Source organism: Thioflexithrix psekupsensis, assembly GCF_002149925.1.
Lineage (GTDB): Bacteria > Pseudomonadota > Gammaproteobacteria > Beggiatoales > Beggiatoaceae > Thioflexithrix > Thioflexithrix psekupsensis.
The window spans coordinates 209357-233954 of the sequence record NZ_MSLT01000012.1; the positions used below are offsets into that span (position 1 = coordinate 209357).

Consider the following 24598-nt stretch of genomic DNA (forward strand, 5'->3'; position numbering starts at 1 on the left):
TGACAAGCGACTTTTAACAGGTGACAAAAAATTGACGTTACGTCCTGCAAACACTTTACTTTATTTATTAATAATATGGTCGCTGCTGGCTTTATTGGTGGCATTCCAACCTTTTTTATTGCCATTATGGACAGTGAGTGGCGGAGTATTAGCGGTTATTGCAATTATTGATGCGTGGCAGGTTTATCGCTGCATTAACCCCCACATTACGCGAGAAGTGGCTAATTCTTTGGCTTTAAATGTATGGAATGACGTGGAGTTACAATTAAGTAATTCTACGAAAATACCTTATTATTTTACTGTCTTTGATGATTATCCATTATATAGCACCACTCAAGGCCTGCCTTATCGCGGTCAATTACCTGCCAAATCAACGCTTGCTTTACGTTATCGTTTAAAACCTTATCGCCGCGGGGAAAGCGCATTTAAAGGCGTGCATTTGCGTGTGCATTCTAAATGGCATTGCTGGGAACATCGACGCTTTATTACGCTGAATAAAACTATTCGCATTTATCCTAATTTTAGCCTGATTAGTAAATATGCTTTATTGGCAACGGAAAATCGTTTGGGACAATTGGGTATCCGCAAGCGTCAACGACGCGGGGAAGGGCTTGATTTTCATCAATTACGCGAATATCAAGAAGGCGACGCATTAAGACAAATTGATTGGAAAGCCACCGCGCGTTATCGGCGTTTAATTTCACGCGAATATCAGGAAGAACGGGATCAGCAGATTGTGTTTTTAATTGATTGTGGACGGCGGATGTTGGCGCAGGATGATGAATTGTCTCATTTCGATCATACTTTAAATGCTATTTTGTTATTATCTTATGTGGCATTACGTCAAGGCGATGCCTTAGGATTAATGACATTTAGCGGTACTTCTCGCTGGTTTGCACCGCGAAAAGGAATGAACACTATTAATTTAATTTTAAATACGGTTTATGATTTACAACCCTCAATACAAGCCAGTGATTATGTGGCCGCGGCGCAATCTTTAATGCAGCGACAACAACGCCGCGCTTTGGTGGTATTAATTTCTAATTTACGCGATGAAGACAGCAGTGATTTAGAACCTACATTAGCTTTATTACGGCAAAAACATTTGGTGTTATTAGCGTCTTTGCAAGAGCAAATTTTAACGGAAGTATTAGAAAAACCCATTCAACGTTTTTCAGATGCCATTCGTTATGCGGCAACTCATGATTATTTGCAACAACGCCATCATGCGCATGAGCAGTTGGCACAAAAAGGAGTATTGTATGTCGATACGACACCCACACAGCTACCCATTCGCATGGTCAACCGTTATTTAGAAATTAAACGCAGTGGGCAATTATAGCAATCGTAAAACTTTATTTATGCCGCATAATAAAGTGATTGTGGCACTTGGGTAGGGATTTTTTGCATTAATTCAAAACTGCGAAAAAATGCGCTGGCTAAACGCGGAACATGCAGCATTTTACGATAATCGCCTTGCTCAAAAATTAATTCTTTATTCGCTAAAATATAACCCATTCGCTCTAAACGAAAACCTTCAGACAACCACCGTTTCCACGTATCAGGACGCGCCCGCAAGTCCCAATCCAGCGGCTCTCCTTGATATAAGCGCGCTTCTTGCAAACAACTGTTATTGATAATAACCACGCCTCTCGGTTGTGTGTTATCAATAAAACCATAAGCAATTGAAGCTGTAAATTCTTGATTGAATAACAGTCGATTAATTTCTGAATCATGAAGCCAACATTCACCAAATGCGTGCATCCAAGGTTCAGAAAATAAAATTAATTCTGAAATGGCCATCATTATCACCTTTAAATTGTTATTTTCTATAACTGAAATAATTTAATGGTTGAGCAAAAATGATGCCATTTGAAATAAGTGAATTGAGTTTGTGCGACACATCTCGCCCTCTCAATGCACAGTTTATGGGGGATGGGAAAATAGTGGTTAATTTAGTGTTCTGTACCAAAATTAAGCCATGAACAAAAATAATTTGTCTGAAAATTAAAAAAAACTCCATCCATTCCGATTCAGACAAAAATTTTTATGAATGGCTTAATTTTGGTATAGGTGCTTAAAACAAAAAATATTGCTATTATTTAACCACATTTTTATAAAACAATGAAGGGAGGATTTTTTTTAATGACACATCGTTTATCCGCTTTAATTTTTGATGTCGATGGCACTTTGGCAGAAACAGAACGTGATGGGCATCGCGTGGCATTTAACGAGAGCTTTATGGCGCATTCGCTGAATTGGTTTTGGTCTGATGGATTATATGGCGAATTGTTGAAAATTACAGGCGGTAAAGAACGCCTTGCCCATTTTATTGAACATTACCAACCCGATATGCCTAATGGAATGCCTATAGAAACGCTTATTAATACCTTACATCAAGAGAAAAATAAGCGTTATCTGCAAATTTTACAAGCGGGTAAAATTCCTTTGCGCCCTGGCGTGTTGCGTTTGCTTAATGCAGCCAGAAATTCGGGCGTAAAATTAGCCATTGCCACCACCACCACATTAGAAAATGTACATCACTTATTAAGCTGCACCCTTTCTTCCGATGCCATAAACTGGTTTGACGTGATTGCCGCGGGAGACGTGGTGGCTGCTAAAAAACCTGCCCCTGACATTTATTTTTACGCCTTAGAAAAGTTGCAATTGCCCGCTAATGAATGCGTAGCTATCGAAGATTCTGCCAATGGATTGCAAGCGGCATTGCAAGCAGAATTGACAACACTCATTACGCTTAATGATTATACCGCTAATGAAAATTTTACCGGTGCCGCTTTGGTGGTGAATCAATTGGGTGAGCCTGATGCGCCTTGTCAAGCCATTGCAGGATCAATGGGAGGGAGTAATTGCGTTGATTTGGCACTATTTAATCGTTTAATCAATCGGGAATAAAAACGGCTTCCTGATTAACAAGGGGTGGAAATGGGCGTTGATTTGAGTGCGATAAAATCGCTTACCGCTACTGCAACGCCGTCGCCACCTCAGTATGATAAGCCCGCCATGCAGGAATTATTGCTGCTAATAAACCCAGTAATAAAGCAAATAATAACAATCCCAATAACAGTGTTATATTAAGCATCATTACCGAATCACTAATAGAAAACCAATACGCCAAACTTATCACTAAACCATGCCCAAATATAATGCCTAATACAGCACCTATTAAAGCAATGATCATTCCTTCTAATAAAAGTTGGCTTAATAAAACATTTCGACTTGCCCCCAATAAACGCATCAATGCTAAATCCTGATAACGCTCTTGTAAAGCATAATATAAACTAATTAAAATGCTTAATGCAGAAATGAGCATCAACAGAATGCCAAAGCCTTTTAAACCCTCCATACCAAATCCCATTATTTTTAATAATCGACTGATTTCAAAAGCAGGCACAGCCGCTTGTAATGTACTTTGACGATTCACCAAACGCGGCAAGGTCACGGCGGCTAATGCCGAACGATAACGAACCAATACCGCAGTGAGTTCCATTTTTTCATCAATCGAGCTTAAATCAATCCCTAAATCAACACCTAAATGGGTATTTATAGATTCGCTATGGATTGCAGAATGAGGCTCGTGATCATGTTCGTGATTGGGTTGAGCATCAGCATGATGCGCCTCTGTCCCATGCTCGCTGTGAACCTGCCACACACTGACGACGGAAGTTAAAATTAATTCATCTATAATTAAGCCCGTTTTTGCCAAAATGCCAACCACTACATAGGGATGCGCATCATGAACATCGCCTGTTTCGCCCAAACCATGAGAGCCAACAAAATGCTGTCCCAATGATAAATTTAATTGCCGCGCAACCGTTGCGCCTAAAACCACTTGTAAAGGCTCATCCCACCAATGTCCCGCACTTAATTGAGCATGGTAATGAGTAGGGTAATTTAAACTCGTTCCCACAATGCGAAAACCATGATAACTATCCCCTAATGCTAAGGGAATAGCTGTCTCAATCAAGGGTGATTTTAATAACGGTTTTACTTCCGATAAAGGAATATTTCCTGTGGGCATATCAGAATGGTAAATAGAAGCTAAAATAAGTTGTAATGGACTTCCCTTTGCACCAATAACTAAATCAATGCCTTCAGCATTGCGACTAAGGCGTTGTTCTAATTGTTCACTGATCATGAATAGAGCCGTAATTAACATCATACCTATGGTCATTAATAATAAGTTTAATGAAACCATCAAAGGACGATAACGAAAATAAGCCCAAATGATTTGCAATTGATTCATCGTTAATTCATTTCCAAAGCCAATTGTTGCGTGAATACATTCTGTAGTCGAGAATCATGACTGGCTATCACCAGCGTCGCGCCGTATTCTTTTGCTTGCGACTGCAACAAATGTAAAACCTGCTGGCAATTTACGTCATCCAAACTGGACGTGGGTTCATCAGCGAGCAGTAAAGGTGGACGGTGCAAAATTGCGCGTATAATGGCAACTCTTTGCGCTTGACCTTGACTTAAACGATGGGGCAGAGCGTGTTGCCACGCGGATAATTCCAGTGTGGCCAGTAAATTTTGAATACGATTTAAGTCTGGTCGTAATCCTGCGCACTGCTGCGCCAGTTTTAAATTTTCCAATACAGTCAATGGCTTAACTAAATGCAATCGCTGCAAAACAATCCCTATCTGGCGAGCGCGAAAAGCATCGCGTTGCCGTTCTGACAGCTCTTGCAACGCACATCCCCCCACAATGATTTGTCCTGATTGGGGGCGCAATAAACCCGCCATTAAATGCAATAAAGTTGTTTTTCCACTGCCAGAACGTCCTTTAATTAACCATTGACTGCCTGCATTGCTTTGCCATTCATTAATGTTCAATACCTCTCGATCTTGATAGCGATATTGCACTGATTGTAAATGAAACATAATTTAATTTCTCTGTTTATTTCTTTTTCCAATTGTGGCGGATTCTTCTCCACCAATTGAGAAAAGCATAGCGGCTTTTTAACGGTTGATGATTGTCTGGTTTAGTGGTTTGAACAATCGGATGATGATGAATAAAAGTTAATACCAATTGTTTAAATTCATCAATTCGTTCTAATTGTGGCGCATGCCCTACATCTGTCCACACCACCAATTGGGCGTGGGGCATTTTTTCTTGCATACGCACTAAAGCATCATACGACACAATTTCATCTTGCTCTCCCCATAAAATTAGAGTAGAAACAGTCAGTTGCCCGCATTGTTCCAATACATTCCATGTGGATAAACTCTCAACAAAACCGTCTAACGCTTCAGGTGACATCCGCACCGCATCATCCACCAGAGCGTTTAACATGGCACTGTCTTGATGCAAACTGGGAATCATTTTTTTAATCGCTCGCTTTAATATCGGACGACTTAAATCTAAAGATCGCACCAAATGATTTAATTCCGCCGCACCAATACCAAATAATGTGCGTTTTAATTGTGGCATTCCCTCCGCAGGTGCAGGCGCAATTAAAAATAAACTCTGTAAATATTGCGGATAGTTTAGCGCAAATTGCAAACTCACCGCACCCCCCAAAGAATGCCCAATTAAATGAAATCGAGATAATTTTAATCCCTTCACAAATTGGTATAAATCTATCGCTAATTGTTCCACCGAATAACCCGATTCAGGATGATCCGTGTCGCCACAACCTCTTAATTCAGGCGCGTAAAAAGTATAATGTTCTAAGGAAGAGTCACGCAACAACGGCAACCACCATCGCCACGAAGCAAAATTACCGTGCAGTAAAACCACAGTCATTCGCCCATGTCCTGCCTGTTCGTAATGTACATTGAGTTCTGGTAATTGAATAAAAGGCATGTGATGTAAAAACTCAACTTTGTGAATGAATAATCAGTTGTTTAATTAAAAATTAATTTTCCATCTTTTAATTGCCATAAAAATTGGCTAATGTTAGATTCGGTATTTAATTGGTGACTGGTTAGAATAATGGTCAAATTGTCTTGTTGTAATTGGGCTAATAAATCATAGGTTTGATCATGGGCTTCTTTGTCCATATTAGCGGTTGGTTCGTCTAATAACAGCAAACGCGGTGACAATATCCAAGCCCGAATTAATGCCACTCGTTGTTGTTCTCCGCCAGACAATTGGCGTGCATGACGTTGGCTTAAATGACTTAAATTAGCCCAAGCTAAAGATTGTGTCACTAGGGATGTAATGTCAGCTTTATTTTTGCCCTGACAATGCAGACCATAGGCTACATTGTTAAATACGGTGGTGTCAAATAGATAAGGTTGTTGGTGTAAATGTACGACGTTTTTGCGCAACCATGTTTTGATGTGAGGAGTGGTTATTTTGGTGTGATCGGTGAGAATTAATTCTAATGATTGGGCTTGAATTAAACCCGCAATTATTTTCAGTAATGTCATTTTACCACTGCCATTTTTCCCTTGCAACCACACACAGCCCGCCGCAGGAATCGGAAGTTGAGAAATATCTAAAATAAGTCGCTTTTGATAGCAAAAACGGAGCTGTTTAAGAGTAAAGAGCGTTTGCATGGAATTACGCGGCTGTTTTGAGAGCAGATCAATTATTTTTGTTATTTTAACATTAAAAACAACTTGTTGTTATTCTCCCGCGCCATAGGAAAAAATTGCCGCACGAGTCGCGTTTGAATACTGTCTGCACTTTATTGTAATCGAGGATAAAAATGAATAGATTGGCCTATTGAACTTTTTTAGCATTGATCTTATGATCCAGTTATTATTTATGTTGCGAGTCTTTCCAAAAAACACATCATGAACACTTTTTCTTTCTTATCAACGACTTACTGCACTATCTTTAGTGATGGTAGCGTTGTTCGTGGAATGATAAAAGTGTCGTACCTTGCTCTCCTGTCGCTGCTGCTGCCCCGCGGGGCAAATCATTCAAACTTGCCTCACTAGAGGCCGCCTCTAACACGTTTTTTTACCTCCTAACTACGCTTTTTTTAACCTACAAGCGCGTTTTTGTGCGATGCGGTTGCTTGCTGCGCGCTTTTTAACGGAGTTTTACAAAATGACGGATAAACTTTTTATTTTCGACACCACCTTGCGCGACGGCGAACAAAGCCCCGGCGCATCTATGACTAAAGATGAAAAAATTCGTATTGCTCGTGCGTTGGAAAAATTACGCGTCGATGTGATTGAAGCGGGTTTTCCTGCGGCCAGTCCCGGTGATTTTGAGGCCGTTCATGCCGTAGCCAATGTGATTAATGATTGTAGTGTGTGTGGTTTATCACGTGCTTTGGATCATGATATTGATCAAGCGGCGGCTGCGTTAAAAGGTGCAGTTTCTCCGCGAATTCATACCTTTATTGCCACTTCTCCCATTCACATGGAAATGAAATTGCGAATGCAGCCGGATTCTGTGGTGGAACAAGCGGTGCGGGCAGTAAAACGTGCGCGCCAATACACGGATAATGTTGAATTTTCTGCTGAAGATGCGGGGCGTTCGGAGTTAGATTTTCTCTGCCGAATGATTGAAGCGGTGATTAAAGCGGGTGCGACGACAATTAATATTCCTGACACGGTGGGTTATAAAGTGCCTGAACGGTTTGGGAATTTAATTCACAATCTTATCACCCGCGTTCCTAATGCAGATAAAGCGATTTTTTCCGTACATTGTCACAATGATTTGGGATTAGCGGTGGCTAATTCTTTGTCGGCCGTGTTAAACGGGGCGCGTCAAGTGGAGTGTACTATCAATGGCTTAGGTGAGCGTGCGGGCAATGCGGCGTTAGAAGAAATTGTGATGGCCATTCGTACTCGTGGTGATGTATTTACTTGTCAGACCACGATTGATACGACACAAATTATCAATTGTTCTCGTTTGGTGTCTAACATTACGGGCTTTCCTGTACAACCGAATAAGGCCATTGTGGGTGCAAATGCGTTTGCGCATGAATCAGGTATTCATCAAGATGGCGTACTTAAACATCGCCAAACTTACGAAATCATGCGGGCTGAAGATGTGGGTTGGACGGCCAATCGGATGGTATTGGGTAAACATTCGGGACGCAATGCGTTTAAAGCCCATTTAAAACGGCTTAATATCGAGTTTACTACAGAAGAAGAATTGAACGCCGCGTTTGCGCGTTTCAAGGAATTGGCTGATAAGAAACACGAAATTTACGATGACGACTTACAAGCCTTAGTCACCGACACCTTGTCATCAGAACATGAGACTTACAAATTGCTTTATTTGCGGGTGATTTCTGAGACGGGAGAATTGCCAACGGCACAAGTGACGTTATTTATCGGCGGCGAGGAAAAAACGGTGTCTGCCAAAGGCAGTGGCCCTGTTGATGCGACCTTTAAGGCGATTGAAGCTTTAGTCAACAGTGGGGCTTCGTTGTTGGTTTATTCGGTGAATAATGTCACCGACGGCACAGATGCACAAGGTGAAGTGGGCGTGCGTTTGGAAAAAGAAGGGCGTATTGTGAACGGTCAAGGATCGGACACGGATATTTTAGTGGCTTCGGCAAAGGCTTATTTAAACGCCTTAAACAAGATTTTAACGCCACTCAGTCGCCAACATCCCCAGCAGCACAATACCAATTTGTGTAAAAATGTGCCGTAGTATTTCTTGTCTTTTGCAAAATAGGAATCACAATGGGTGATTCATTGTTCTACCGTTCTTTCTTTTTTGTAGACAAGGACGGTGGACTTATTTTATTGGGTGTGGTTGAAACCAACGTTCTTTGGGTAAAATATTTTGGCTAAATGTATGCCATTGGTTTTGATTAAATAATTGTTTTAATGCGTTAATTTCTGGTGTTAAAGAGAACATGAGAATAATGGAAATGATCATGATCACAGAAGCGGTTTTATCTTTCCAATCTAGCAGTTTAATGGCAGTACCCAATGAGCGTTTTACTCTAATTTTATCTTTGAGTTCAATGCTGTTAGCCTCGTCTAAAAGCAAATGAATCGTAAACCCAAAAGCCGCGAATAATCCCAATAACCAAGCAAAAACCGCATTGGCATTGAGCAGACGAAAACTAAATACAGTAATGATAAAACCAAATAATAAGGCCATACCCAAAGAATGAAATGTGCCGCGATGTAATGTTAATTTTTTAATAAAAATAATCACCACATACCGCACCAGCGCGTAAACGATTCCCCAAATTATCCATAATTCCACTATCGAAAAATAATGAATGTGATGCACAGAAGCCGCAAAAGCAATGATCGTCGCTAGTAGGGTAAAAATAAGTTGTAATGAAGTCGAATGATTTGAATCTACATCAGGTAAAATACCACCAATGACTCCCACCCCCCATAAGAAAAAAACCTCATTTGGTGATACCAATTCCATGCTTAAACAAGTCATCGAAGCCAAGCCGCTCAGTGCGGCCGCGGCGGATAAATGGGCTTGAAAATTGGCCATGTTTACATACTCTCTGGTTTTTCGATATGATTGCCTAACGTGTTCTAAAATTTCCCGCTCTGCTCCGTCAGAACAGGAAAAAATCGCCATGTTACACGAATAAAGCCGCAGAACAAGCCCATTTGATACGAGAGAAGCCATCATTTTTTTCTAAATGAAACGTAAAAATATTTTTTCTCTCATGCTTTATAATTATTTGTAATTACTTAATTATTACTTGAGTGTTGGTGACGTTGTTTTTATTATTCAGATGATATTACTGGTTTTTGTGCAAAAAATAAGTATTATGCGTATAAAAAGGTGTTGTATTAATTGCATCTTCTGTGGTATTCAGGCACACTAGGCATTCTAAAACGATTTTAATGGCTTGACCGCAGTACATGCGGCTCCCTTCAGTGAACATAAAACCTGTAGCAATGAGGAACCAACATGTTTCAAAAAACAACTTTATCAATCGCTTGTGCCTCCGTACTGATAGCGGTTTCCCCTTGGGTGGCGGCGGATGTGACATTAAAAGGTCATGTCAACCGTGCGATCATGTATGCCGATGATGGCGTAGACAGCGAAACTTTCTTTGTTGACAACGACAATTCTTCTACCCGTATTATTATTGATGCGCGTCATCCCTTAAACGACGATGTCACCGTCGGCGCGCAATTCGAGGTTGAACAACAATCTCAAGCCAGTAATGAAGTATCAATGGGTACTTATCCCAATCACAATGCTTTTAGAGAACGTAAATTAGAAACTTACTTTATGAGTAAGAAAATGGGGACATTGTGGTTAGGTCAAGGGGACACCGCCTCTAAAGCCACCTCAGAAGTGGATTTATCAGGGACTGCGGTGGCTTCTTACGCTGACACAAGCGGCACTGGTGGCGCGTTACATTGGCGTGCGGCAGATGGCAGCAAGTTGGGTGATAAGTTTACTATCGGTAGTGTTACAACCTATTTTGACGGTTTAGGACGTAATGACCGTGTCCGTTATGACACACCTAAATTAGCAGGTTTCATGTTATCGGCTTCAGCAGTGACTGCGGAACAGTATGACGTGGCATTGCGTTATGACAATGACTTTGGTTTCATGAAGTTAGCAGGCGCGGTAGCGTATGCAGATTTTGCTGACGCGCCACCCAGTAAGTTGCCAGGTGCCGAAAGTCAATTTAACGGCTCAATTTCTGCGTTGTTTGATTTTGGTTTGAACCTGACATTGAGTGCTGGCACAACCGATTTCAAAAAGTTGAGCGACTTAACCGATACGTTGAAAGACACGTTAGAAGACGACAGAGAGCGTGATGAGCCAGTGAATTACTGGGGTAAATTAGGCTATCAATTCAGTGCGTTGCCATTGGGTAAGACAGCGGTATCTGTTGAATACGGTGAAACTTTAGATTTAGCCGCACAAGGCGATACTTACAAAACCTATGGTGCGTCATTGGTACAAAATATTGATGCAGCCAGCACGGAATTATTCCTGCACTATCAAGGTTTTGAGTTAGATCGTGACAACGGCGTAAACCCCGAAGACATTTTCATTGTCATGGGCGGCGCACGGGTTAAATTCTAATGAGTAACAAAACTGCCGTGATAATGTGGAAGGGAATGCGTTTATCATTCCTGTCTGCGGCGGTTGTAGCCGTATTGGGATGTGCCAACGCTAAACCGATTGAAGGCTCTGTTACTGCGGATCGTATTCCTGATGGACCTGGTTTGTTTACAGGAGAAACAGGGGAATATCGTATTCGTCTTTTTGGTGGCAGCAGCGAAGAAGAGGGTCGCCATGCTGATCGCGCTGGTTACTCCAGTGGTTCGTCTGGCTCGTCGCGTTCTTCTGCAAGCAGCAGTGGACTTGACGAAGGACAGTAATTTTTAATATCCCCCTAATGGCAAGGCTGTTTAGGGGGATTTTTACTGTTGTGGAGCGTGAAAAATGCCTAAATTACCGTATTGGATGTTGTCAAGTGTGCTGTTTATCGCTGTGAATACAACTGCAATGACGGTTGAAACGCCTCCTGTAGAATCTTTTGAAGGTGTTCTGCGTATGAACCCTTGGCAAAAAGGTTCAGACAGCTATTGTGCGGGCGGGAGCGAGTATTTTGTATTGCAGCAAGCAGATGGGCAGGAAATTGTTTTGGCTACGCCAGAAGATGTCTCAACGTGGCAGGAGTTTGTGGATCAAAAAGTGTCGATTCAAGGCGTTTTTGAAACGAAAATTTTGCCCACTGCCTCTGAGTCCAGTGATGAACCCATGTTAGAGCAACGTCCTGTTGTGCCAATGGGCGCAGTCTTGACTTGTGAATTGTTAGTGGTAGACAGCCTCACGTTGACCCCGTAAAAAAATGTGTGATTTCATTCCAACCAAACCGTCAAATCAGATGAATTTGACGGTTTTTTTTGTCATCTATAATTGACTGAAGTTTATCTGCGTTTCATACCACGAGGAAGATACCATGTTGGGAATAAGACACATTCGTTTTGATTCAATGACCTATGTTTTGCATTATGTCAATGGGCAGATCAAACGAGAAGGACGAGGTTTAGCGTTTTTTTATTTTTCGCCTAATAGTTCTATTATGGCGATTCCAATGGGCAGTAATGATTTGCCGTTTATTTTTAGCGAACCCACTTTTGATTATCAAATGGTGAGTATACAAGGTCAAGTCAGTTATAAAATCGCTAATCCGAAATTATTAGCGGACGTTTTAGATTTTGTGGTGAACCATAAAGGAGAATATAAGAAAAACGATATTGAAAACTTGAATCAACGCATTATTAACGAAGCCCAAACCTCTATTGCTTCGCTGATTCATGAGATGAAACTCAAGCAAGCCATTCGCTCGGCAAAAATAATTGAGGCGAAAATAATTGACGTATTGAAAGTGTCGCCACTCATTAAGATGCTGGGGATTGATATTTTAGGTGTGAACATTTTGGCGGTGAGTGCCACGCCTGAAATGAGCCGCGCTTTAGAAACCGAAACGCGAGAGCAATTGCAACAAGAAGCTGACCATGCTATTTACGAACGCCGAAATTTTGCTGTGGAACAAGAACGGAGAATTAAAGAATCCGAATTGAACACGGAAATTTTGGTCGAAGAAAAACTGAAACAGATTGCGGATAAAAAGATGCAATCCCAGTTTGAACAAGCCGAAAATGATCGCAAATTGAAAGAGATTGAATTGGCTGCTGAAATTGCCATTGAGAATCAACGCGCCCAATTGATCGAACAAAAAGCGGCAAATAACCGCAAAGAAGCGGATAGCAAGAGCTACGTGAATGAGATGTTATTAAAACCTTATAAGGAGATGGATTGGAAAGTATTAATGGCGTTAAGTCGTGAGGGATCGCCAGGGTTAAATATTGCGTTGGCATTTAGAGAATTAGCCGAACGTGCGGACACAATTGGGCAATTAAATATCACTCCCGATTTGTTGCAAAGTATTTTGCAACAAAACAATGAAGGATTCCATCGTGGGCATGGACACTAAATTTGATTACGCCATTATTGTTAAAAGTAAAACTCGGCTTGAGCTATTAATAGAGCGTTTTAATACCAAAGGACAAGCCAAGTTTTATATTGAGAATCTGGGCGGAGATTTTTCTGAATATGAACGCGAGCATGATACTTTTTATGAGGCGTTAAACTGTGTGCAAAAGGATTTATCTACCGTTCTTAAAAATAAAATTATTGATAAAGCCTATTTGCCTTCGTTTATTTTTTCTGAAAAATACTTAATTGTGGTTGTGGGGCGTGATGGTTTGGTGGCTAATACGGCTAAATATTCTAAAAACTGCCCTATTATCGCTGTTAATCCCGATCCTGAAAATTATGATGGCGTACTCTTACCTTTTGATGTAGAGACTTTCTCACTGATTACGTCAGATTTCGGATGGGATTTAATAGATTTTAAAACGGTACATTTTGCTAAAGTCACGTTGAATGATGGACAGGAATTATTAGCTTTTAATGACTTATTTATCGGCATTAATTCCCACGCTTCGGCACGTTATGAAATTAACTTTGAGCATCAGATTGAAGTGCAATCATCTAGCGGTATTATTGTCTCCACGGCGATTGGTGCAACGGGCTGGTTAAGTGCGGTTTTTAATATGGCTTATGGTGTTGTGGGTTCTTTGGAGGAAAATTTACAAGCCAAACAACCACCACAATTAAGTGATAAACAATTGTTATTTGTGGTAAGAGAACCTTTTAAAAGTGTAAGCACGCAAAGCAATGTGGTGACGGGATTAATTGAAGAAGGGAGACATTTAATCATTAAATCTTTAATGCCTACCAATGGCATTATTTTTAGCGACGGTATTGAAAGCGATTTTTTAAAGTTTAATAGTGGCGCTGTTGCGACAATTAGAATTTCTGAAGAAAAAGCGGTGTTGGTGGTGCTAGAAGACCTGCTTCCCGATATGCCAGAATGGGATGATTCGTAGAACTTTTGTTTGAATCAGCATCTAAATCTCGTTTCCAGTGCTTGGAGGCTGTAAAAGAACCTATTATAAAAATAATAAGTTAACAAAAATCTGTTAATTCGGGTTCAGAAAAAAAGATATTTTTACAAATGACTTAATTTTGCTATATTCCGAAAGACCTGTTTATTATTCCAACGAAATACTCTATAATCCCTCTATCTCCTTGTTTATTACCCCTATCTTTGGAAATACATGCGATCCGCGCCATTGCCCCAGAAAATAACGGCCACGGCCACTGTCAGTCATGATTTTGAATTAGAACCGCTTGATAATCAGCGACTTGCCAACTTGTGTGGACAATTTAACCAACACTTAAAACAAATCGAAACCCGCTTTCGTGTCACTATTCACCACCGCGGCCACCAGTTTCGCGTGATGGGAGAAAACACAGGCGTGCAAGAAGCCAGTCAAGTGATACAAAATTTGTACCATGCCACCTCGCATGAACAACTAGACCCCCAACGAATTCACCTTTTTTCCCAAGCTGCTGATGTAGAAATGATGCAACTCACCTCTGCTTTGCCTGTTGAAGGCGCGGATGTCGTTATTCGCACTCGTCATGGTGTCGTGCGCGGTCGCAGCTTGAACCAACGCTGCTATCTCAATAATATTGCTCGCCATGATATTAATTTTGGCATCGGCCCCGCAGGAACAGGCAAAACGTATTTAGCCGTCGCCAGTGCCGTCGAAGCCTTAGAAGAAGAACGTGTACGCCGTTTAATTTTGGTGCGCCCTGCCGTTGAGGCGGGTGAAAAATTAGGCTTTTTACCGGGCGATTTAGCGCAAAAAGTTGACCCTTATTTACGGCCGCTTTACGATGCGTTATATGAAATGTTGGGTTTTGAGAAAGTCAATAAATTAATTGAACGCAGCGTGATAGAAATTGCGCCATTAGCCTATATGCGGGGTCGAACATTAAACGATTCTTTTATTATTATGGATGAAGCACAAAACACCACGGTAGAACAAATGAAAATGTTTTTAACCCGTATTGGATTTGGTTCTACGGCTGTGATTACGGGAGATGTGACCCAAATCGACTTGCCGCGTAGCACTCCATCAGGGCTTAAACATATTCTGAATATCTTACAAGAAGTACAAGGGATCAGTTTTACCTTTTTCGATTCTAAAGATGTGGTGAGACATCCGCTGGTTGCACGTATTATTGAAGCCTACCAAGCCGCTGAAGACGCGGCCGATCTGTCTTGACACATGATGAGCCGACAAGTCCCCCTTCAACTTGATGTGCAGTACGAAAGTAAAGCCAATGAATTACCAAGTCGTCGCCAATTGCAACAATGGGTGCTGGCTACTTTACATGCGGTAGGACATGTTCAGCCGACAGAATTAAGTCTGCGCATTGTGGATCGCGCTGAAGGCGCACGCCTAAATCAAACGTGGCGACAAAAAACAGGCGCAACCAATGTGTTATCGTTTCCATTTGAAAATCCGCCCGGCCTCAATTTACCACTACTCGGTGATATTGTGATTTGTGCGCCGGTGGTGGCGGAAGAAGCTGAAACACAAAAAAAACCGATCACAGCCCATTGGGCGCATTTAGTGATTCATGGTGTTTTACATTTATTAGGTTTCGATCATACAACTGAAGCCGAAGCCCAAGACATGGAACGCCTAGAGATTGACATTTTAACGACCCTCCACTACCCCAACCCGTACTAATACGACTACAATGAATCCTCCGTCCTCGGCTTTATCTTGGTTTGAACGCATTTTGCAGGTCATTAAGCGCGACCCTTTGGATAGAGAAGGTATCTTAAATTTGTTGCGTGATGCCCAACAACGCGGTTTATTTACGCCTGATACGTTAGGCATGATTGAAGGTGCATTACAAGTATCCGAAATGCACGTCAGAGACATCATGATTCCGCGGGCGCAAATGGTGACTTTAGAACTGTCCGCTCCCACCGATAAACTCATCCAAACCATTGTTGAATCAGGACATTCTCGTTTTCCCGTCATTGGAGACAGTCGAGATGATGTACAAGGTATTTTTTTGGCGAAAGACTTATTGGATTACTATGCCAATGGTACTGTAGAGCATTTTAATATGCGTGAAGCGATGCGCCCCGCGATTTTTATTCCAGAAAGCAAGCGGTTAAATGTGTTACTCCGAGATTTTCGCAGCAGTCGTAATCACATTGCCATTGTGGTAGATGAATACGGTGGCGTGGCAGGATTGGTGACGATTGAAGATGTGATTGAACAAATTGTGGGCGATATTGATGATGAACACGATTTTGACGATCAAATTTTCATTAAACAACGCGGCGATAATTTATATTCGGTGTTGGCTTTAACGCCGATTGAAGAGTTTAATGAATTCTTTAAAACTGATTTTAGTGATGAAGAATTTGACACGGTAGGCGGATTAATTTTACAGGCTTTTGGCCACATGCCAAAACGCGGAGAAAGTTTGCAATTGGCAGGCTTTTATTTTGAAGTGATACGTTCTAATAGCCGCCGCATTCATTTATTGCGGGTTAAGCCTTTACAAGAATAATGAATCAGTAAATGTCCAGATAAAATCCCCATCTAATACCCGATTTAAACGCACGTCGAATAAATGACGATCTGCAATTTTAATAATCGGGGGAAATAAAGACAAGCCCACCTTTTTCGTGTCGGGGCGACAAGTGCTTAAAAAACGGTCATAAAATCCCTGCCCATACCCCACACGAAACCCTTCTTGATCAAAACACAATAACGGCACAATTACCCAATCTATTGCTTGACTATCAGCCACTTTTGCCGCAATAGGTTCAGGAATGCCATATTGATTTTCTACCAATACCGTGTCCGTTTCTAAATAATAATGCGTTAAGGTTTTATGAGTAAAATCGCTGCGCGAAATCATGAGACGAATAGAGGGATAATGCAAACGCAATTGTTCCACTAAATACCACGTATTAATTTCATTTTTTGCCTTAATGGGTAAAAATAAATGCACGGTATCTTCGGCGCGTAAATCGGGTAAATGGACAAATTGAAAAGCGATTTTTTCGCTTTTATGTTGGATTTCCTGTGGTGTTAATGCAGCGCGTAATTGGGAATAATGGCGACGCAGAGAAAATTTATCATTTTCCATTAGAATGATTGGAATGATCGCGGTTATCAGAAGAATAAGACAAGAAAGGAATTTGTAATAAATGATGCAAATAAAGATAATGCGGCTCTCGAAATTCCAGCAAACCAATTTGCATTTTCTCGTGTCCTAAAGCGGGCTGCGCCTGATACGTGCCAAACCAACGATCCCAACACGATAAATTAAAACCAAAATTACTGTCCGTTTCTCGATTAATGACCGAATGATGTACGCGGTGCATGTCGGGCGTAACCACGAATAAACGCATCCATTTATCCCAAGTGGCATTTAAACGAATATTGGCATGATTAAACATGGCCATTAAATTTAAAATCATTTCAAAAATAAACACTGCTAATGCAGGCGCACCTAAAATAAGAATAGCCGCGAATTTAATCCCCATTGATAATAAAATTTCAATCGGATGAAAACGTGCGCCCGTCGTGACATCAATATCCACATCGGCATGGTGCATTCGGTGCAGTCGCCATAATAACGGCACGTGATGAAATAAAACATGCTGCCCATAAATCACCATATCTAACATAATCACGGCAATAATGACCGCGATAATTTCAGGGATAGGGATCATATTAAACAATCCCCAATGCTGTTGTTCTATCCACAACGCAAATCCCACCGCCGCCATGGGGAATAATAAACGCAGTAATAAGGTGTTAAAAATAACTAAGGCAAAATTATTAAACCAACGGGTTAATTTAGAAGCGATTAAAACTCGTTTTGGTGCGATAATTTCCCAGCTTGCCATGAGTAACAATACGCTAAAGAAACCTGATAATCGAATAATCGCTTCATGACGAATAATCCAATCGCTAAATTCCGTCATTTTCAGTTATTTTGATCATAAAAAGGGCAAGTATTAGGGTCTTGACAACTGCCGTAAATATAAAGACAATGATCCTTAATGCGGAAGCCTTTTTTCTTGGCAATGGATTCTTGACGTTGTTCAATCACCTCGTCGGTAAATTCTTCAATATGTCCGCAAACGACGCACACAATATGATCGTGATGTTTACCTTCATTCAGTTCAAAAACGGACAATCCGCCCTCAAAATGATGACGAATGACCAAACCCGCCGTTTCAAACTGCGTCAACACGCGATATACCGTTGCCAAGCCGACATCATCGCCCGAATCCAACAAGGCTTTATAGACATCTTCCGCGCTCAAATGCCGTTGCTGACTGCGCTCTAACAACTCAAGCACCCGCACCCGTGGCAGTGTTGCTTTTAATCCTGCTTTTTTAAGGTCGTGACTTTCCATCAAAATCTCCATAGTCAACCAAATTGTGTATTTTAACGCGCAATCGGCTATGATAGTGAGGTTATTATTATTGGGGTTTAGAAATCATAATGCAAAAATTTTTCACCATCACCGCATTATTAAGTTTGTTATTATCAGGCTGTGCGGTGTACAAAATCGATATTCAACAAGGTAACGTGATCACACAAGCCCAATTGGATCAATTAACCGCTGGAATGCCCGCACAAAGAGTGCGTTTTATTATGGGAACGCCTTTATTAATTGACGTGTTTAATGAAAACCGTTGGGATTATTTATATCGCTTTAAAGCGGGACATAAAAATGATGAACAACATCGCATTAGTTTATTTTTTGATGAAAACCAATTATTGAGTCATATTAGTGGCGATATTGCCGTTGAAATTCGAGATCGCCCCCAACCCAATACTGAACCCAAAGATGATCGCTTACCGATTTTATAATGGGGTGATTATTTTGCCATTTTATTTGCCCAAAGTACCATCGAAATGCGCCAACAAGAACCCTGTGAACGTGTCAGTGAATTAGTGCGTTGTTTTCAACACATTTATCAAACCCGAATGCAAGATATGCCTATGGTGAATCCTGCTTTATCTGTTGATGTGATAGGTTTTCGCACGTGGCAACAACGCTGTGTGGGTATTTTAATTACCCCGTGGTTTATGAATTTAATCGTGTTATTTGAACAGCCTACGGAAAAGGTTTCATTGCCTCATGCGGATGAAAAATATCATTATCAATTTCCATCGGGGCATTATGAATTTTTAGTCTGTCATGAAGAATCGTTGGGATTATATCACAGTTGCTCCTTGTTTTCACCTATGTTTGACTTTAATAGTCAAGAATTGGCACAGCAAACCGCACAACATATTTTAACTTTATTGTGGCAAGCTCCAGAAAAGCAAATTAAACCTAAAGATAATGAGAAAAAAACCTTATCTCGTCGTGAATTATTACGCGGTAAGTTTTCTGCGGGTTCTTCTTAATTTAACCTTTAATTCATAGGCTAATTTCTGATGTCTGAACAAGATTATTCTATTATAGAAAAACAACTGGCTTACGATGGTTATTTTAAAATACTGCGTTATCGCGTGCGTTATCGTTGTTTTGCGGGCGATTGGCACGATAATGTGGTGCGAGAGGTGTTTGAACGCGGTCATGCCGTGGCGGTTTTGCCTTATGATCCGCAGACGGATCAGGTGATTTTAATTGAACAATTTCGCATTGCGCCCGCCGCGGTGAATGAATATCCGTGGTTAATGGAAATTGTCGCAGGAATTATTGAAACAGGCGAGAAAATCGAATCGGTGGCTTATCGAGAAATGCAAGAAGAAATAGGCTGTGAAACTTTGGAATTAATTCCTATGTATCAAGCCTTTGTCAGTCCCGGTGGCACGACAGAAACAGTGGCTTTATTTTGCGGGCGAATTCAAGCGAATTGTTTTAGCCCATTGCACGGCAAAGCTGAGGAACAAGAAGACATTCGCGCCCATTTAATTTCGCGCACCACCGCATTATCTTGGTTAGCAGAAGGCAAAATTCGTTCATTATCGGCCATTACTGCATTACAATGGTTGGCTTTACATTATGCGCAAGTACAAGAACAATGGGGTGATGGGAAATAGGGGGAAAATTAAATACTGAGGTGACGTTTTAGATTTCTCAATATTTCTGCGGCAACATCCGCTTCTTGCATTTGCCATTGTGACTTTTCTGCGACTCCTTTGCGAACAACCAATTGAGTCACATTATGTATAATAATATCAATCAGTTTGGGGCATTGTGCCAATATTTTTTCTAATAATTGATAATTTATTTCTAGTAATAAACAAATCGTTTTGCTGGAGACAGTGGCTTCGTAAACATCATTCATCAACATCGCTGTCCCACCAATCATACTGCCGGGCGAGAGAAGCTGAAGTTGTCGGGATTTTGTACCTATAGTATGACGTGATTCCGCGGTTAATAACCCTTCTAATACCAAAAAAATAACTTCTGCTATTTCACCCCGTTGGGTCACGGTTTGGTTCGCTTCAACCACTTTTAAACGCGCATAAGTGGCTATCCAACGGGCATCTGATTCCTCTACACCATGAAATAATTCGGTCATGGTAATCAGTATTGTTAAATGAGCAATATCAGGTAATGCGTGTTGTGCGGGTCTTACGCCTGCAAAACTTAAATGTTTAAGCACATGCTGTTGAATCATATTTCGAGTGCGCGCCCGCTTTTCAAAAGGCGTATGTACATAAATATTGTATTTGACTGAACGTGGAACATGAATAATTTCAGTGACGGAAATAATGGGTTCTATCACTGGAGTATCCGGAAAAACGACACTCAAGGCTTCAATGGATGCGGCTTTTAGAATACGAATAGCACGCTCAACCGGCACTTTGCCATCCAAAATAATAGGAATTGAAGTGGCTAATTGGGGATTGGGGCTTGAAAAATTGGTAATGACGGCTGCTGATACGGAACGATTAGGGATAATAACAGTATTATTATTAGTATCAAGAATTTGCATTGTTCGCCAACTGATTTCTACAATTCTTCCTTCAATGGTTTGATCCCCAATTTTATGTAATTGAACGTCATCGCCTAATTTGACAATACGATCTAAATTCAGAGCTAATCCTGCAAAAATATCGAGAATTAAGTTTTGTAACGCTAAACCAACAACAATACCCATTGCCCCAGAAGCGGCAAGAACTACAGTTAAATCTTGTTTAAAGACAATCCCAACAATCGCAGTAAAAGCAAGCAGATAAACCAAGAAAGCCGCTAATTGGTTCAATAGACGCGGCGGTTGTGAACCAATAGCGGAGGCAATAAGCCAATCTAAGAAAATATATTGAACCACACGCCTAACAAATACCGCAAGCGCAAGGAATGTGCTAATTCCCAGTAAATAGCCCAACACAAGGTGAGCCATACCAATACCCGCTAAACCAATGGCTTGGTAGGCTTCTCCGCCATAAAAAATAAGACTGCCAAATAAAGCAACAAGTATCAGTGGAAAAAAAAGTTCTTTAAAGACTTTCTTATTTTTTGGCAGAGAATTTTCCATATATATCAATCTATTGTTAAGCTAATTTAAAACGCTGTACTTGAGTATGAGTTTCTCTAATGACATCGGCTAATTTTAGCATGGTAGCACTAATCTCTTCAGCGGCTGCCGCATTTTCTTGACCGCCTGATTGAATTTTGCTCACTTGTTCTGAAATCCATTCAATCGAGGCAGATTGTTGGGTGATTGCGCTGGAAATAAATTCGACCGCACTGCCACTTTCCTGCGCCGCTTTGGCAATGTCTTCAACGGCGATTCTCGTTTGTTGTGCGGTATTAACACTTAACGTAACGCTTTGTGAGGAACTGGTAATTAGCGTGCCAATGTCACGCGCTGAAAGAGAAGCCTCTTCTGCCAACTTGCCGATTTGTTGCGCGACAAAACCAAACCCTAAACCATGCTCCCCAGCACGTACCGCTTCTAAACCCGCATTGAGTGAAAGTAAATGGGTTTTATCAGCAATACGATTGATTTTAGTGGTAATTTGCTCAATGCGTTTATACTCTTCTGAAATTTGTTCAATAATTTCAATGAGTTTGATAAGTTGATCTCGGCCGCTGGCGGCCAATTCTGCCGTCGCAGAAGCCAATTTCCCACTCTTTGTCGTATTTTCAGCAACTTGACCAATAGCGGCTGAACTTTGAACGACCGCAGTAGCCACTTCATCTAACGCAGCCATCTGTTGGGAAGATTGGCTTGAAACATGTTCAGCAGCCGCGAGTGTTTGGACAGAAGCGGAGGCAATGTGTTCGGTGTTGCTCACGACGACAGTTAAAATCTCTTTCATCTGTTTAAGAGATTGATTGGTGTTTGTTTTTAATGAAGCAAACTCGCCTTGATAGCTCCCTTCAACATGATGCGTCAAATCACCCACAGACATATTTTTGGTGACTTCTCCCAGTTCTGTGAGTAAGGTAATGAGTGAGTCTAAGCTGCGATTGACATTGGCTTTTAAAGCGCGTAAATCTCCTTCATAAGCCCCGTCAATTCTTTTGTTAAGATTACCTAAAGCCAATTGCTGCATGACTTCAGCCACTTCTGTCAACGGTTTACTTAAAACATCTAATAATTGGTTCATGCCAACAATAAGTGTCCCAAACTCACCCGGATGGCGAGTGGCATCTACTCGCGTTGATAAAGCCCCTTGTTGAGCAGCACTGATCAATTCTGAAGAATCTTTAATTAGCGCATTTAGAATTTGGGTAATGTCTCCTATGGCTTTGGCAATGTAACCCACTTCATCATACCGATCATAATATTCTTTGGTAATGACGACATTGCCATCTGCAACTTGTCTCACAATAGCGGTCAGTCGATTGAGTGGAGAAGAAACAATTTTTTCAAACCAAATCATGAGTAATATGGCTAATACAAAGACGCAAGCACTGGTGCCAACCAGCATGGAGAAACTCAATTCATAGATGCTATCACCTTCATGACTTGCCTCTCTAGCACCTGCGTTATTAAAGTCAACTAATTTCAATAAATTAATAGACATGTCGTTAAATAATACATCTGCCCGATCCAATGCCCGCTCTAACTGAGTAGCCATTGTTGCATTTTCTTGTGCGTCAGTCGTTGTAGAAGTTTTTTTAGCTTTTTGTTCTGCAAGCAAAATGACCTTTTCAACAGCGGTTAAGTATTCGTTGTACAATTTGGAAAATTCTTGTTGGATAACCCGTTCTTCTTCGGTATCAACGGTGGGTTCATATTTTCCCAATTGTTCAGCAATAAAGTTACGTTGAGTTTGAATGGCTTTTTCTTGTTTCATCGCCTCATTTGAGTCTGTTGCGGCAATGAATCTGAACAAAGCAGTATGTAAATCGCTAGTGCCAGTATTTGCTGCGTTAATTGCGATGACAGCAGGTAGCCAAGTTTTTTCTATACCAAAAAGATAGGGTTCGTAGAATCCTTATTTTGTCAGAATCAGAATTTACAGACACAAGAATTTTCAAAATTTATTCTTGCAAGTCATTTATTTTAAACATGTTTTTTATTATTTAATTCTGAAAATCCTAAAATTCTGTAAATTCTGATTCTGACAGAAAAATTTTATGAATGACTTAATTTTGGTATATCTCCGTTGATTTTTGGTTGATTAAATTCATGCGATTCAAGGATAACGCAGTAAATATTATAAATAAAACAGATAATCCTAGAAAAGCAAAACGTAATTTACCTTTAATAGTGATACGATTAATAAAACTGGCTGCGGCTTTTTCGGCATCCTGTGCATCAAACTGAGCTTCATTCGCAATACGAGACGACCACCCTTCTATTAACAGCATGAAAATGAAAAGAATAAGGGCAACAACGATATTAATGGCAACCAGCATCGTTTTCACTTGTGCAAAAATTTCGTCACCACCCCGACTGGTTTTTTCGCCACCTTCTTGGTTTAATTGGACTAATTTTTGAAGTTCGATTTGCAGTGAATTAAATAAAATACTACTCTTTCTCAACTGCTTAGTTGCTTCTTCTTTTTGGTTTCTTTTTGAGTAGTCCAATGCTTCTTGGCTTGCTCGAAAATACTCTTCGTGTTTTTCAAGCGTATTTTGGTAAATTTTCAATTCATTGTCTGAGGAAATCAATGCTTGATATTCCTGCTTTAATGAAGAAAGTTCTCGCATGATACGCTCAATATCTTTCTCTTGTTGTGCGATTTCTTCTGGAACGAGAGACAAGACATGTAACAACTCAGCCATTCGATAATCGCTGATTTTTGCCGCAATGGCGTTAATTCGTACAATGCTGGGTAACCAATTAGTTTCCATTTCAGTGGACTTTTGGTTAAGTACAAACATACGGTTATAAGAGAATATACTCACCATGATAAACAAGGCGATAATACCTAAAAAGGCCAAACGTATTTTAATAAGCGTCGCAGCAGACTGCATGATAATCATTCTCCGTTATTTAATCAGAAGTTTCACTTGAAAAATGTACCCATTTTGTTAAAGAGGATACTAAGGCTCGTTTTATCTTCCATGGAAAGTCAACGAAATCGAGATCAGGTTTCACACGCAATACCCATTTATTTTCTATCGTACAAAAAGCTGCGGCATCGAAAAGTAAATTAGCCATAGCGGGCATAAAAATAAGCGGATGCCATTGATTGTCAGCTAAGGTAGGCTGCAATTCAGCACGATGGACTGCAATTAATACATAACCACATTTAAAAGAAAGTAATAATACCAAAATTAAGTCATTCATAAAATTTTTCTGTCAGAATCAGAATT

27 protein-coding genes are annotated in these 24598 nt (G+C 40.6%); 14 read left to right on the forward strand and 13 right to left on the reverse strand.

Features of this window, described 5'->3' with window-relative positions:
- The first annotated feature begins 31 nt into the window (after positions 1–31).
- Positions 32–1342: a DUF58 domain-containing protein gene (locus tag TPSD3_RS06060; protein WP_086487685.1), complete on the forward strand. Its 1311-nt coding sequence runs from the start codon at positions 32–34 to the stop codon at positions 1340–1342.
- A 17-nt stretch (positions 1343–1359) separates the two neighbouring features.
- Here TPSD3_RS06060 and TPSD3_RS06065 read toward each other — a convergent pair whose 3' ends face one another.
- Positions 1360–1806 (reverse strand): SCP-2 sterol transfer family protein, encoded by a 447-nt coding sequence (locus tag TPSD3_RS06065; RefSeq protein WP_140048499.1) that lies wholly within the window; start codon positions 1804–1806, stop codon positions 1360–1362.
- Between the two features lie 339 nt (positions 1807–2145).
- Between TPSD3_RS06065 and TPSD3_RS06070 the strand changes: the two genes are divergently transcribed.
- Positions 2146–2913: an HAD family hydrolase gene (locus TPSD3_RS06070; RefSeq protein WP_086487687.1), complete on the forward strand. Its 768-nt coding sequence runs from the start codon at positions 2146–2148 to the stop codon at positions 2911–2913.
- A gap of 67 nt (positions 2914–2980) precedes the next feature.
- Here the strand turns inward: TPSD3_RS06070 and TPSD3_RS06075 are convergent, their stop codons facing one another.
- The 4 genes from TPSD3_RS06075 to TPSD3_RS06090 are packed head-to-tail and all read right to left on the reverse strand — an operon-like array spanning position 2981 to position 6525.
- The gene (locus TPSD3_RS06075) at positions 2981–4264 is read right to left on the reverse strand and encodes an ABC transporter permease (RefSeq protein ID WP_086487688.1); all 1284 of its coding nucleotides are present in this window, start codon (positions 4262–4264) and stop codon (positions 2981–2983) included.
- Positions 4265–4266: 2 nt separating this feature from the next.
- A complete protein-coding gene (locus TPSD3_RS06080) occupies positions 4267–4902 on the reverse strand; it encodes an ABC transporter ATP-binding protein (protein WP_086487689.1) in 636 nt (211 codons plus the stop codon).
- Positions 4903–4918: 16 nt separating this feature from the next.
- A complete protein-coding gene (locus TPSD3_RS06085; protein ID WP_086487690.1) occupies positions 4919–5827 on the reverse strand; it encodes an alpha/beta fold hydrolase in 909 nt (302 codons plus the stop codon).
- 41 nt (positions 5828–5868) lie between these two features.
- Positions 5869–6525 carry an energy-coupling factor ABC transporter ATP-binding protein gene (locus TPSD3_RS06090; protein WP_086487691.1) on the reverse strand — a complete coding sequence of 219 codons (657 nt, stop codon included), beginning with the start codon at positions 6523–6525 and terminating at the stop codon, positions 5869–5871.
- A 499-nt stretch (positions 6526–7024) separates the two neighbouring features.
- On the opposite strand from TPSD3_RS06090, the gene TPSD3_RS06095 reads away from it, so the two are divergent.
- Positions 7025–8587 (forward strand): 2-isopropylmalate synthase, encoded by a 1563-nt coding sequence (locus tag TPSD3_RS06095; RefSeq protein ID WP_086487692.1) that lies wholly within the window; start codon positions 7025–7027, stop codon positions 8585–8587.
- An 87-nt stretch (positions 8588–8674) separates the two neighbouring features.
- Here the strand turns inward: TPSD3_RS06095 and TPSD3_RS06100 are convergent, their stop codons facing one another.
- Positions 8675–9400, reverse strand: coding sequence for a metal-dependent hydrolase (locus tag TPSD3_RS06100; protein ID WP_176329759.1), 726 nt, complete (start codon positions 9398–9400; stop codon positions 8675–8677).
- 429 nt (positions 9401–9829) lie between these two features.
- Between TPSD3_RS06100 and TPSD3_RS06105 the strand changes: the two genes are divergently transcribed.
- From TPSD3_RS06105 to TPSD3_RS06140, 8 genes are all read left to right on the forward strand, one after another.
- Positions 9830–10966 carry a porin gene (locus TPSD3_RS06105; RefSeq protein WP_086487694.1) on the forward strand — a complete coding sequence of 379 codons (1137 nt, stop codon included), beginning with the start codon at positions 9830–9832 and terminating at the stop codon, positions 10964–10966.
- Entirely contained in the window at positions 10966–11265 is a 300-nt protein-coding gene (locus TPSD3_RS06110; RefSeq protein ID WP_086487695.1) for a hypothetical protein, read from the forward strand. Before TPSD3_RS06105 ends, TPSD3_RS06110 begins: the two co-directional genes overlap by 1 nt.
- A 64-nt stretch (positions 11266–11329) precedes the next feature.
- On the forward strand, positions 11330–11734 hold the full coding sequence (locus tag TPSD3_RS06115) for a hypothetical protein (RefSeq protein WP_086487696.1): 405 nt from the start codon (positions 11330–11332) through the stop codon (positions 11732–11734).
- A gap of 115 nt (positions 11735–11849) precedes the next feature.
- A complete protein-coding gene (locus TPSD3_RS06120) occupies positions 11850–12887 on the forward strand; it encodes an SPFH domain-containing protein (protein WP_086487697.1) in 1038 nt (345 codons plus the stop codon).
- Positions 12877–13845 (forward strand): NAD(+)/NADH kinase, encoded by a 969-nt coding sequence (locus tag TPSD3_RS06125; RefSeq protein ID WP_086487698.1) that lies wholly within the window; start codon positions 12877–12879, stop codon positions 13843–13845. Before TPSD3_RS06120 ends, TPSD3_RS06125 begins: the two co-directional genes overlap by 11 nt.
- Before the next feature lie 231 nt (positions 13846–14076).
- Positions 14077–15093 (forward strand): PhoH family protein, encoded by a 1017-nt coding sequence (locus TPSD3_RS06130; RefSeq protein WP_086487699.1) that lies wholly within the window; start codon positions 14077–14079, stop codon positions 15091–15093.
- A 3-nt stretch (positions 15094–15096) separates the two neighbouring features.
- Complete coding sequence (gene ybeY / locus TPSD3_RS06135; protein ID WP_086487700.1) at positions 15097–15564, forward strand: rRNA maturation RNase YbeY; 468 nt, start codon at positions 15097–15099, stop codon at positions 15562–15564.
- A gap of 10 nt (positions 15565–15574) precedes the next feature.
- Complete coding sequence (locus TPSD3_RS06140; RefSeq protein ID WP_086487701.1) at positions 15575–16405, forward strand: CorC family transporter; 831 nt, start codon at positions 15575–15577, stop codon at positions 16403–16405.
- On the opposite strand, the gene TPSD3_RS06145 is transcribed toward TPSD3_RS06140, so the two are convergent.
- From TPSD3_RS06145 to fur, 3 genes are read right to left on the reverse strand one after another with little or no spacing between them, the layout of a single operon-like run.
- Positions 16394–16990, reverse strand: coding sequence for a 5-formyltetrahydrofolate cyclo-ligase (locus TPSD3_RS06145; protein ID WP_086487702.1), 597 nt, complete (start codon positions 16988–16990; stop codon positions 16394–16396). The two genes, TPSD3_RS06140 and TPSD3_RS06145, sit on opposite strands and share 12 nt — an antisense overlap.
- Positions 16980–17810: a sterol desaturase family protein gene (locus TPSD3_RS06150; protein ID WP_217884428.1), complete on the reverse strand. Its 831-nt coding sequence runs from the start codon at positions 17808–17810 to the stop codon at positions 16980–16982. Before TPSD3_RS06150 ends, TPSD3_RS06145 begins: the two co-directional genes overlap by 11 nt.
- Positions 17811–17836: 26 nt before the next feature.
- The gene (fur, locus tag TPSD3_RS06155) at positions 17837–18271 is read right to left on the reverse strand and encodes a ferric iron uptake transcriptional regulator (protein ID WP_086487704.1); all 435 of its coding nucleotides are present in this window, start codon (positions 18269–18271) and stop codon (positions 17837–17839) included.
- Positions 18272–18360: 89 nt separating this feature from the next.
- Between fur and TPSD3_RS06160 the strand changes: the two genes are divergently transcribed.
- From TPSD3_RS06160 to TPSD3_RS06170, 3 genes are read left to right on the forward strand one after another with little or no spacing between them, the layout of a single operon-like run.
- Complete coding sequence (locus TPSD3_RS06160; RefSeq protein ID WP_086487705.1) at positions 18361–18732, forward strand: outer membrane protein assembly factor BamE; 372 nt, start codon at positions 18361–18363, stop codon at positions 18730–18732.
- A gap of 45 nt (positions 18733–18777) precedes the next feature.
- Positions 18778–19275, forward strand: coding sequence for a [NiFe]-hydrogenase assembly chaperone HybE (gene hybE / locus TPSD3_RS06165; RefSeq protein WP_086487706.1), 498 nt, complete (start codon positions 18778–18780; stop codon positions 19273–19275).
- Positions 19276–19305: 30 nt separating this feature from the next.
- On the forward strand, positions 19306–19914 hold the full coding sequence (locus TPSD3_RS06170; RefSeq protein ID WP_086487707.1) for an NUDIX domain-containing protein: 609 nt from the start codon (positions 19306–19308) through the stop codon (positions 19912–19914).
- Between the two features lie 8 nt (positions 19915–19922).
- Here the strand turns inward: TPSD3_RS06170 and TPSD3_RS06175 are convergent, their stop codons facing one another.
- The 4 genes from TPSD3_RS06175 to TPSD3_RS06190 all read right to left on the reverse strand — a co-directional run bounded on the left by TPSD3_RS06175 (position 19923) and on the right by TPSD3_RS06190 (position 24572).
- The gene (locus TPSD3_RS06175; RefSeq protein ID WP_086487708.1) at positions 19923–21359 is read right to left on the reverse strand and encodes a mechanosensitive ion channel family protein; all 1437 of its coding nucleotides are present in this window, start codon (positions 21357–21359) and stop codon (positions 19923–19925) included.
- Positions 21360–21375: 16 nt separating this feature from the next.
- Complete coding sequence (locus TPSD3_RS06180) at positions 21376–23244, reverse strand: HAMP domain-containing methyl-accepting chemotaxis protein (protein ID WP_280938413.1); 1869 nt, start codon at positions 23242–23244, stop codon at positions 21376–21378.
- A 178-nt stretch (positions 23245–23422) separates the two neighbouring features.
- Complete coding sequence (locus TPSD3_RS06185; RefSeq protein ID WP_176329760.1) at positions 23423–24256, reverse strand: MCP four helix bundle domain-containing protein; 834 nt, start codon at positions 24254–24256, stop codon at positions 23423–23425.
- 19 nt (positions 24257–24275) lie between these two features.
- Positions 24276–24572 carry a hypothetical protein gene (locus tag TPSD3_RS06190; RefSeq protein ID WP_086487711.1) on the reverse strand — a complete coding sequence of 99 codons (297 nt, stop codon included), beginning with the start codon at positions 24570–24572 and terminating at the stop codon, positions 24276–24278.
- Between the last annotated feature and the right edge of the window lie 26 nt (positions 24573–24598).

Bases quoted from the DNA above. Each gene is read 5' to 3' on its own strand.
- TPSD3_RS06065 (WP_140048499.1), bottom strand. From the start codon at position 1,806: ATGATGGCCATTTCAGAATTAATTTTATTTTCTGAACCTTGGATGCAC.
- TPSD3_RS06070 (WP_086487687.1), top strand. From the start codon at position 2,146: ATGACACATCGTTTATCCGCTTTAATTTTTGATGTCGATGGCACTTTG.
- TPSD3_RS06075 (WP_086487688.1), bottom strand. From the start codon at position 4,264: ATGAATCAATTGCAAATCATTTGGGCTTATTTTCGTTATCGTCCTTTG.
- TPSD3_RS06080 (WP_086487689.1), bottom strand. From the start codon at position 4,902: ATGTTTCATTTACAATCAGTGCAATATCGCTATCAAGATCGAGAGGTA.
- TPSD3_RS06085 (WP_086487690.1), bottom strand. From the start codon at position 5,827: ATGCCTTTTATTCAATTACCAGAACTCAATGTACATTACGAACAGGCA.
- TPSD3_RS06090 (WP_086487691.1), bottom strand. From the start codon at position 6,525: ATGCAAACGCTCTTTACTCTTAAACAGCTCCGTTTTTGCTATCAAAAG.
- TPSD3_RS06095 (WP_086487692.1), top strand. From the start codon at position 7,025: ATGACGGATAAACTTTTTATTTTCGACACCACCTTGCGCGACGGCGAA.
- TPSD3_RS06100 (WP_176329759.1), bottom strand. From the start codon at position 9,400: ATGGCCAATTTTCAAGCCCATTTATCCGCCGCGGCCGCACTGAGCGGC.
- TPSD3_RS06105 (WP_086487694.1), top strand. From the start codon at position 9,830: ATGTTTCAAAAAACAACTTTATCAATCGCTTGTGCCTCCGTACTGATA.
- TPSD3_RS06110 (WP_086487695.1), top strand. From the start codon at position 10,966: ATGAGTAACAAAACTGCCGTGATAATGTGGAAGGGAATGCGTTTATCA.
- TPSD3_RS06115 (WP_086487696.1), top strand. From the start codon at position 11,330: ATGCCTAAATTACCGTATTGGATGTTGTCAAGTGTGCTGTTTATCGCT.
- TPSD3_RS06120 (WP_086487697.1), top strand. From the start codon at position 11,850: ATGTTGGGAATAAGACACATTCGTTTTGATTCAATGACCTATGTTTTG.
- TPSD3_RS06125 (WP_086487698.1), top strand. From the start codon at position 12,877: ATGGACACTAAATTTGATTACGCCATTATTGTTAAAAGTAAAACTCGG.
- TPSD3_RS06130 (WP_086487699.1), top strand. From the start codon at position 14,077: ATGCGATCCGCGCCATTGCCCCAGAAAATAACGGCCACGGCCACTGTC.
- ybeY (WP_086487700.1), top strand. From the start codon at position 15,097: ATGATGAGCCGACAAGTCCCCCTTCAACTTGATGTGCAGTACGAAAGT.
- TPSD3_RS06140 (WP_086487701.1), top strand. From the start codon at position 15,575: ATGAATCCTCCGTCCTCGGCTTTATCTTGGTTTGAACGCATTTTGCAG.
- TPSD3_RS06145 (WP_086487702.1), bottom strand. From the start codon at position 16,990: ATGGAAAATGATAAATTTTCTCTGCGTCGCCATTATTCCCAATTACGC.
- fur (WP_086487704.1), bottom strand. From the start codon at position 18,271: ATGGAAAGTCACGACCTTAAAAAAGCAGGATTAAAAGCAACACTGCCA.
- TPSD3_RS06160 (WP_086487705.1), top strand. From the start codon at position 18,361: ATGCAAAAATTTTTCACCATCACCGCATTATTAAGTTTGTTATTATCA.
- hybE (WP_086487706.1), top strand. From the start codon at position 18,778: ATGCGCCAACAAGAACCCTGTGAACGTGTCAGTGAATTAGTGCGTTGT.
- TPSD3_RS06170 (WP_086487707.1), top strand. From the start codon at position 19,306: ATGTCTGAACAAGATTATTCTATTATAGAAAAACAACTGGCTTACGAT.
- TPSD3_RS06175 (WP_086487708.1), bottom strand. From the start codon at position 21,359: ATGGAAAATTCTCTGCCAAAAAATAAGAAAGTCTTTAAAGAACTTTTT.
- TPSD3_RS06185 (WP_176329760.1), bottom strand. From the start codon at position 24,256: ATGCAGTCTGCTGCGACGCTTATTAAAATACGTTTGGCCTTTTTAGGT.
- TPSD3_RS06190 (WP_086487711.1), bottom strand. From the start codon at position 24,572: ATGAATGACTTAATTTTGGTATTATTACTTTCTTTTAAATGTGGTTAT.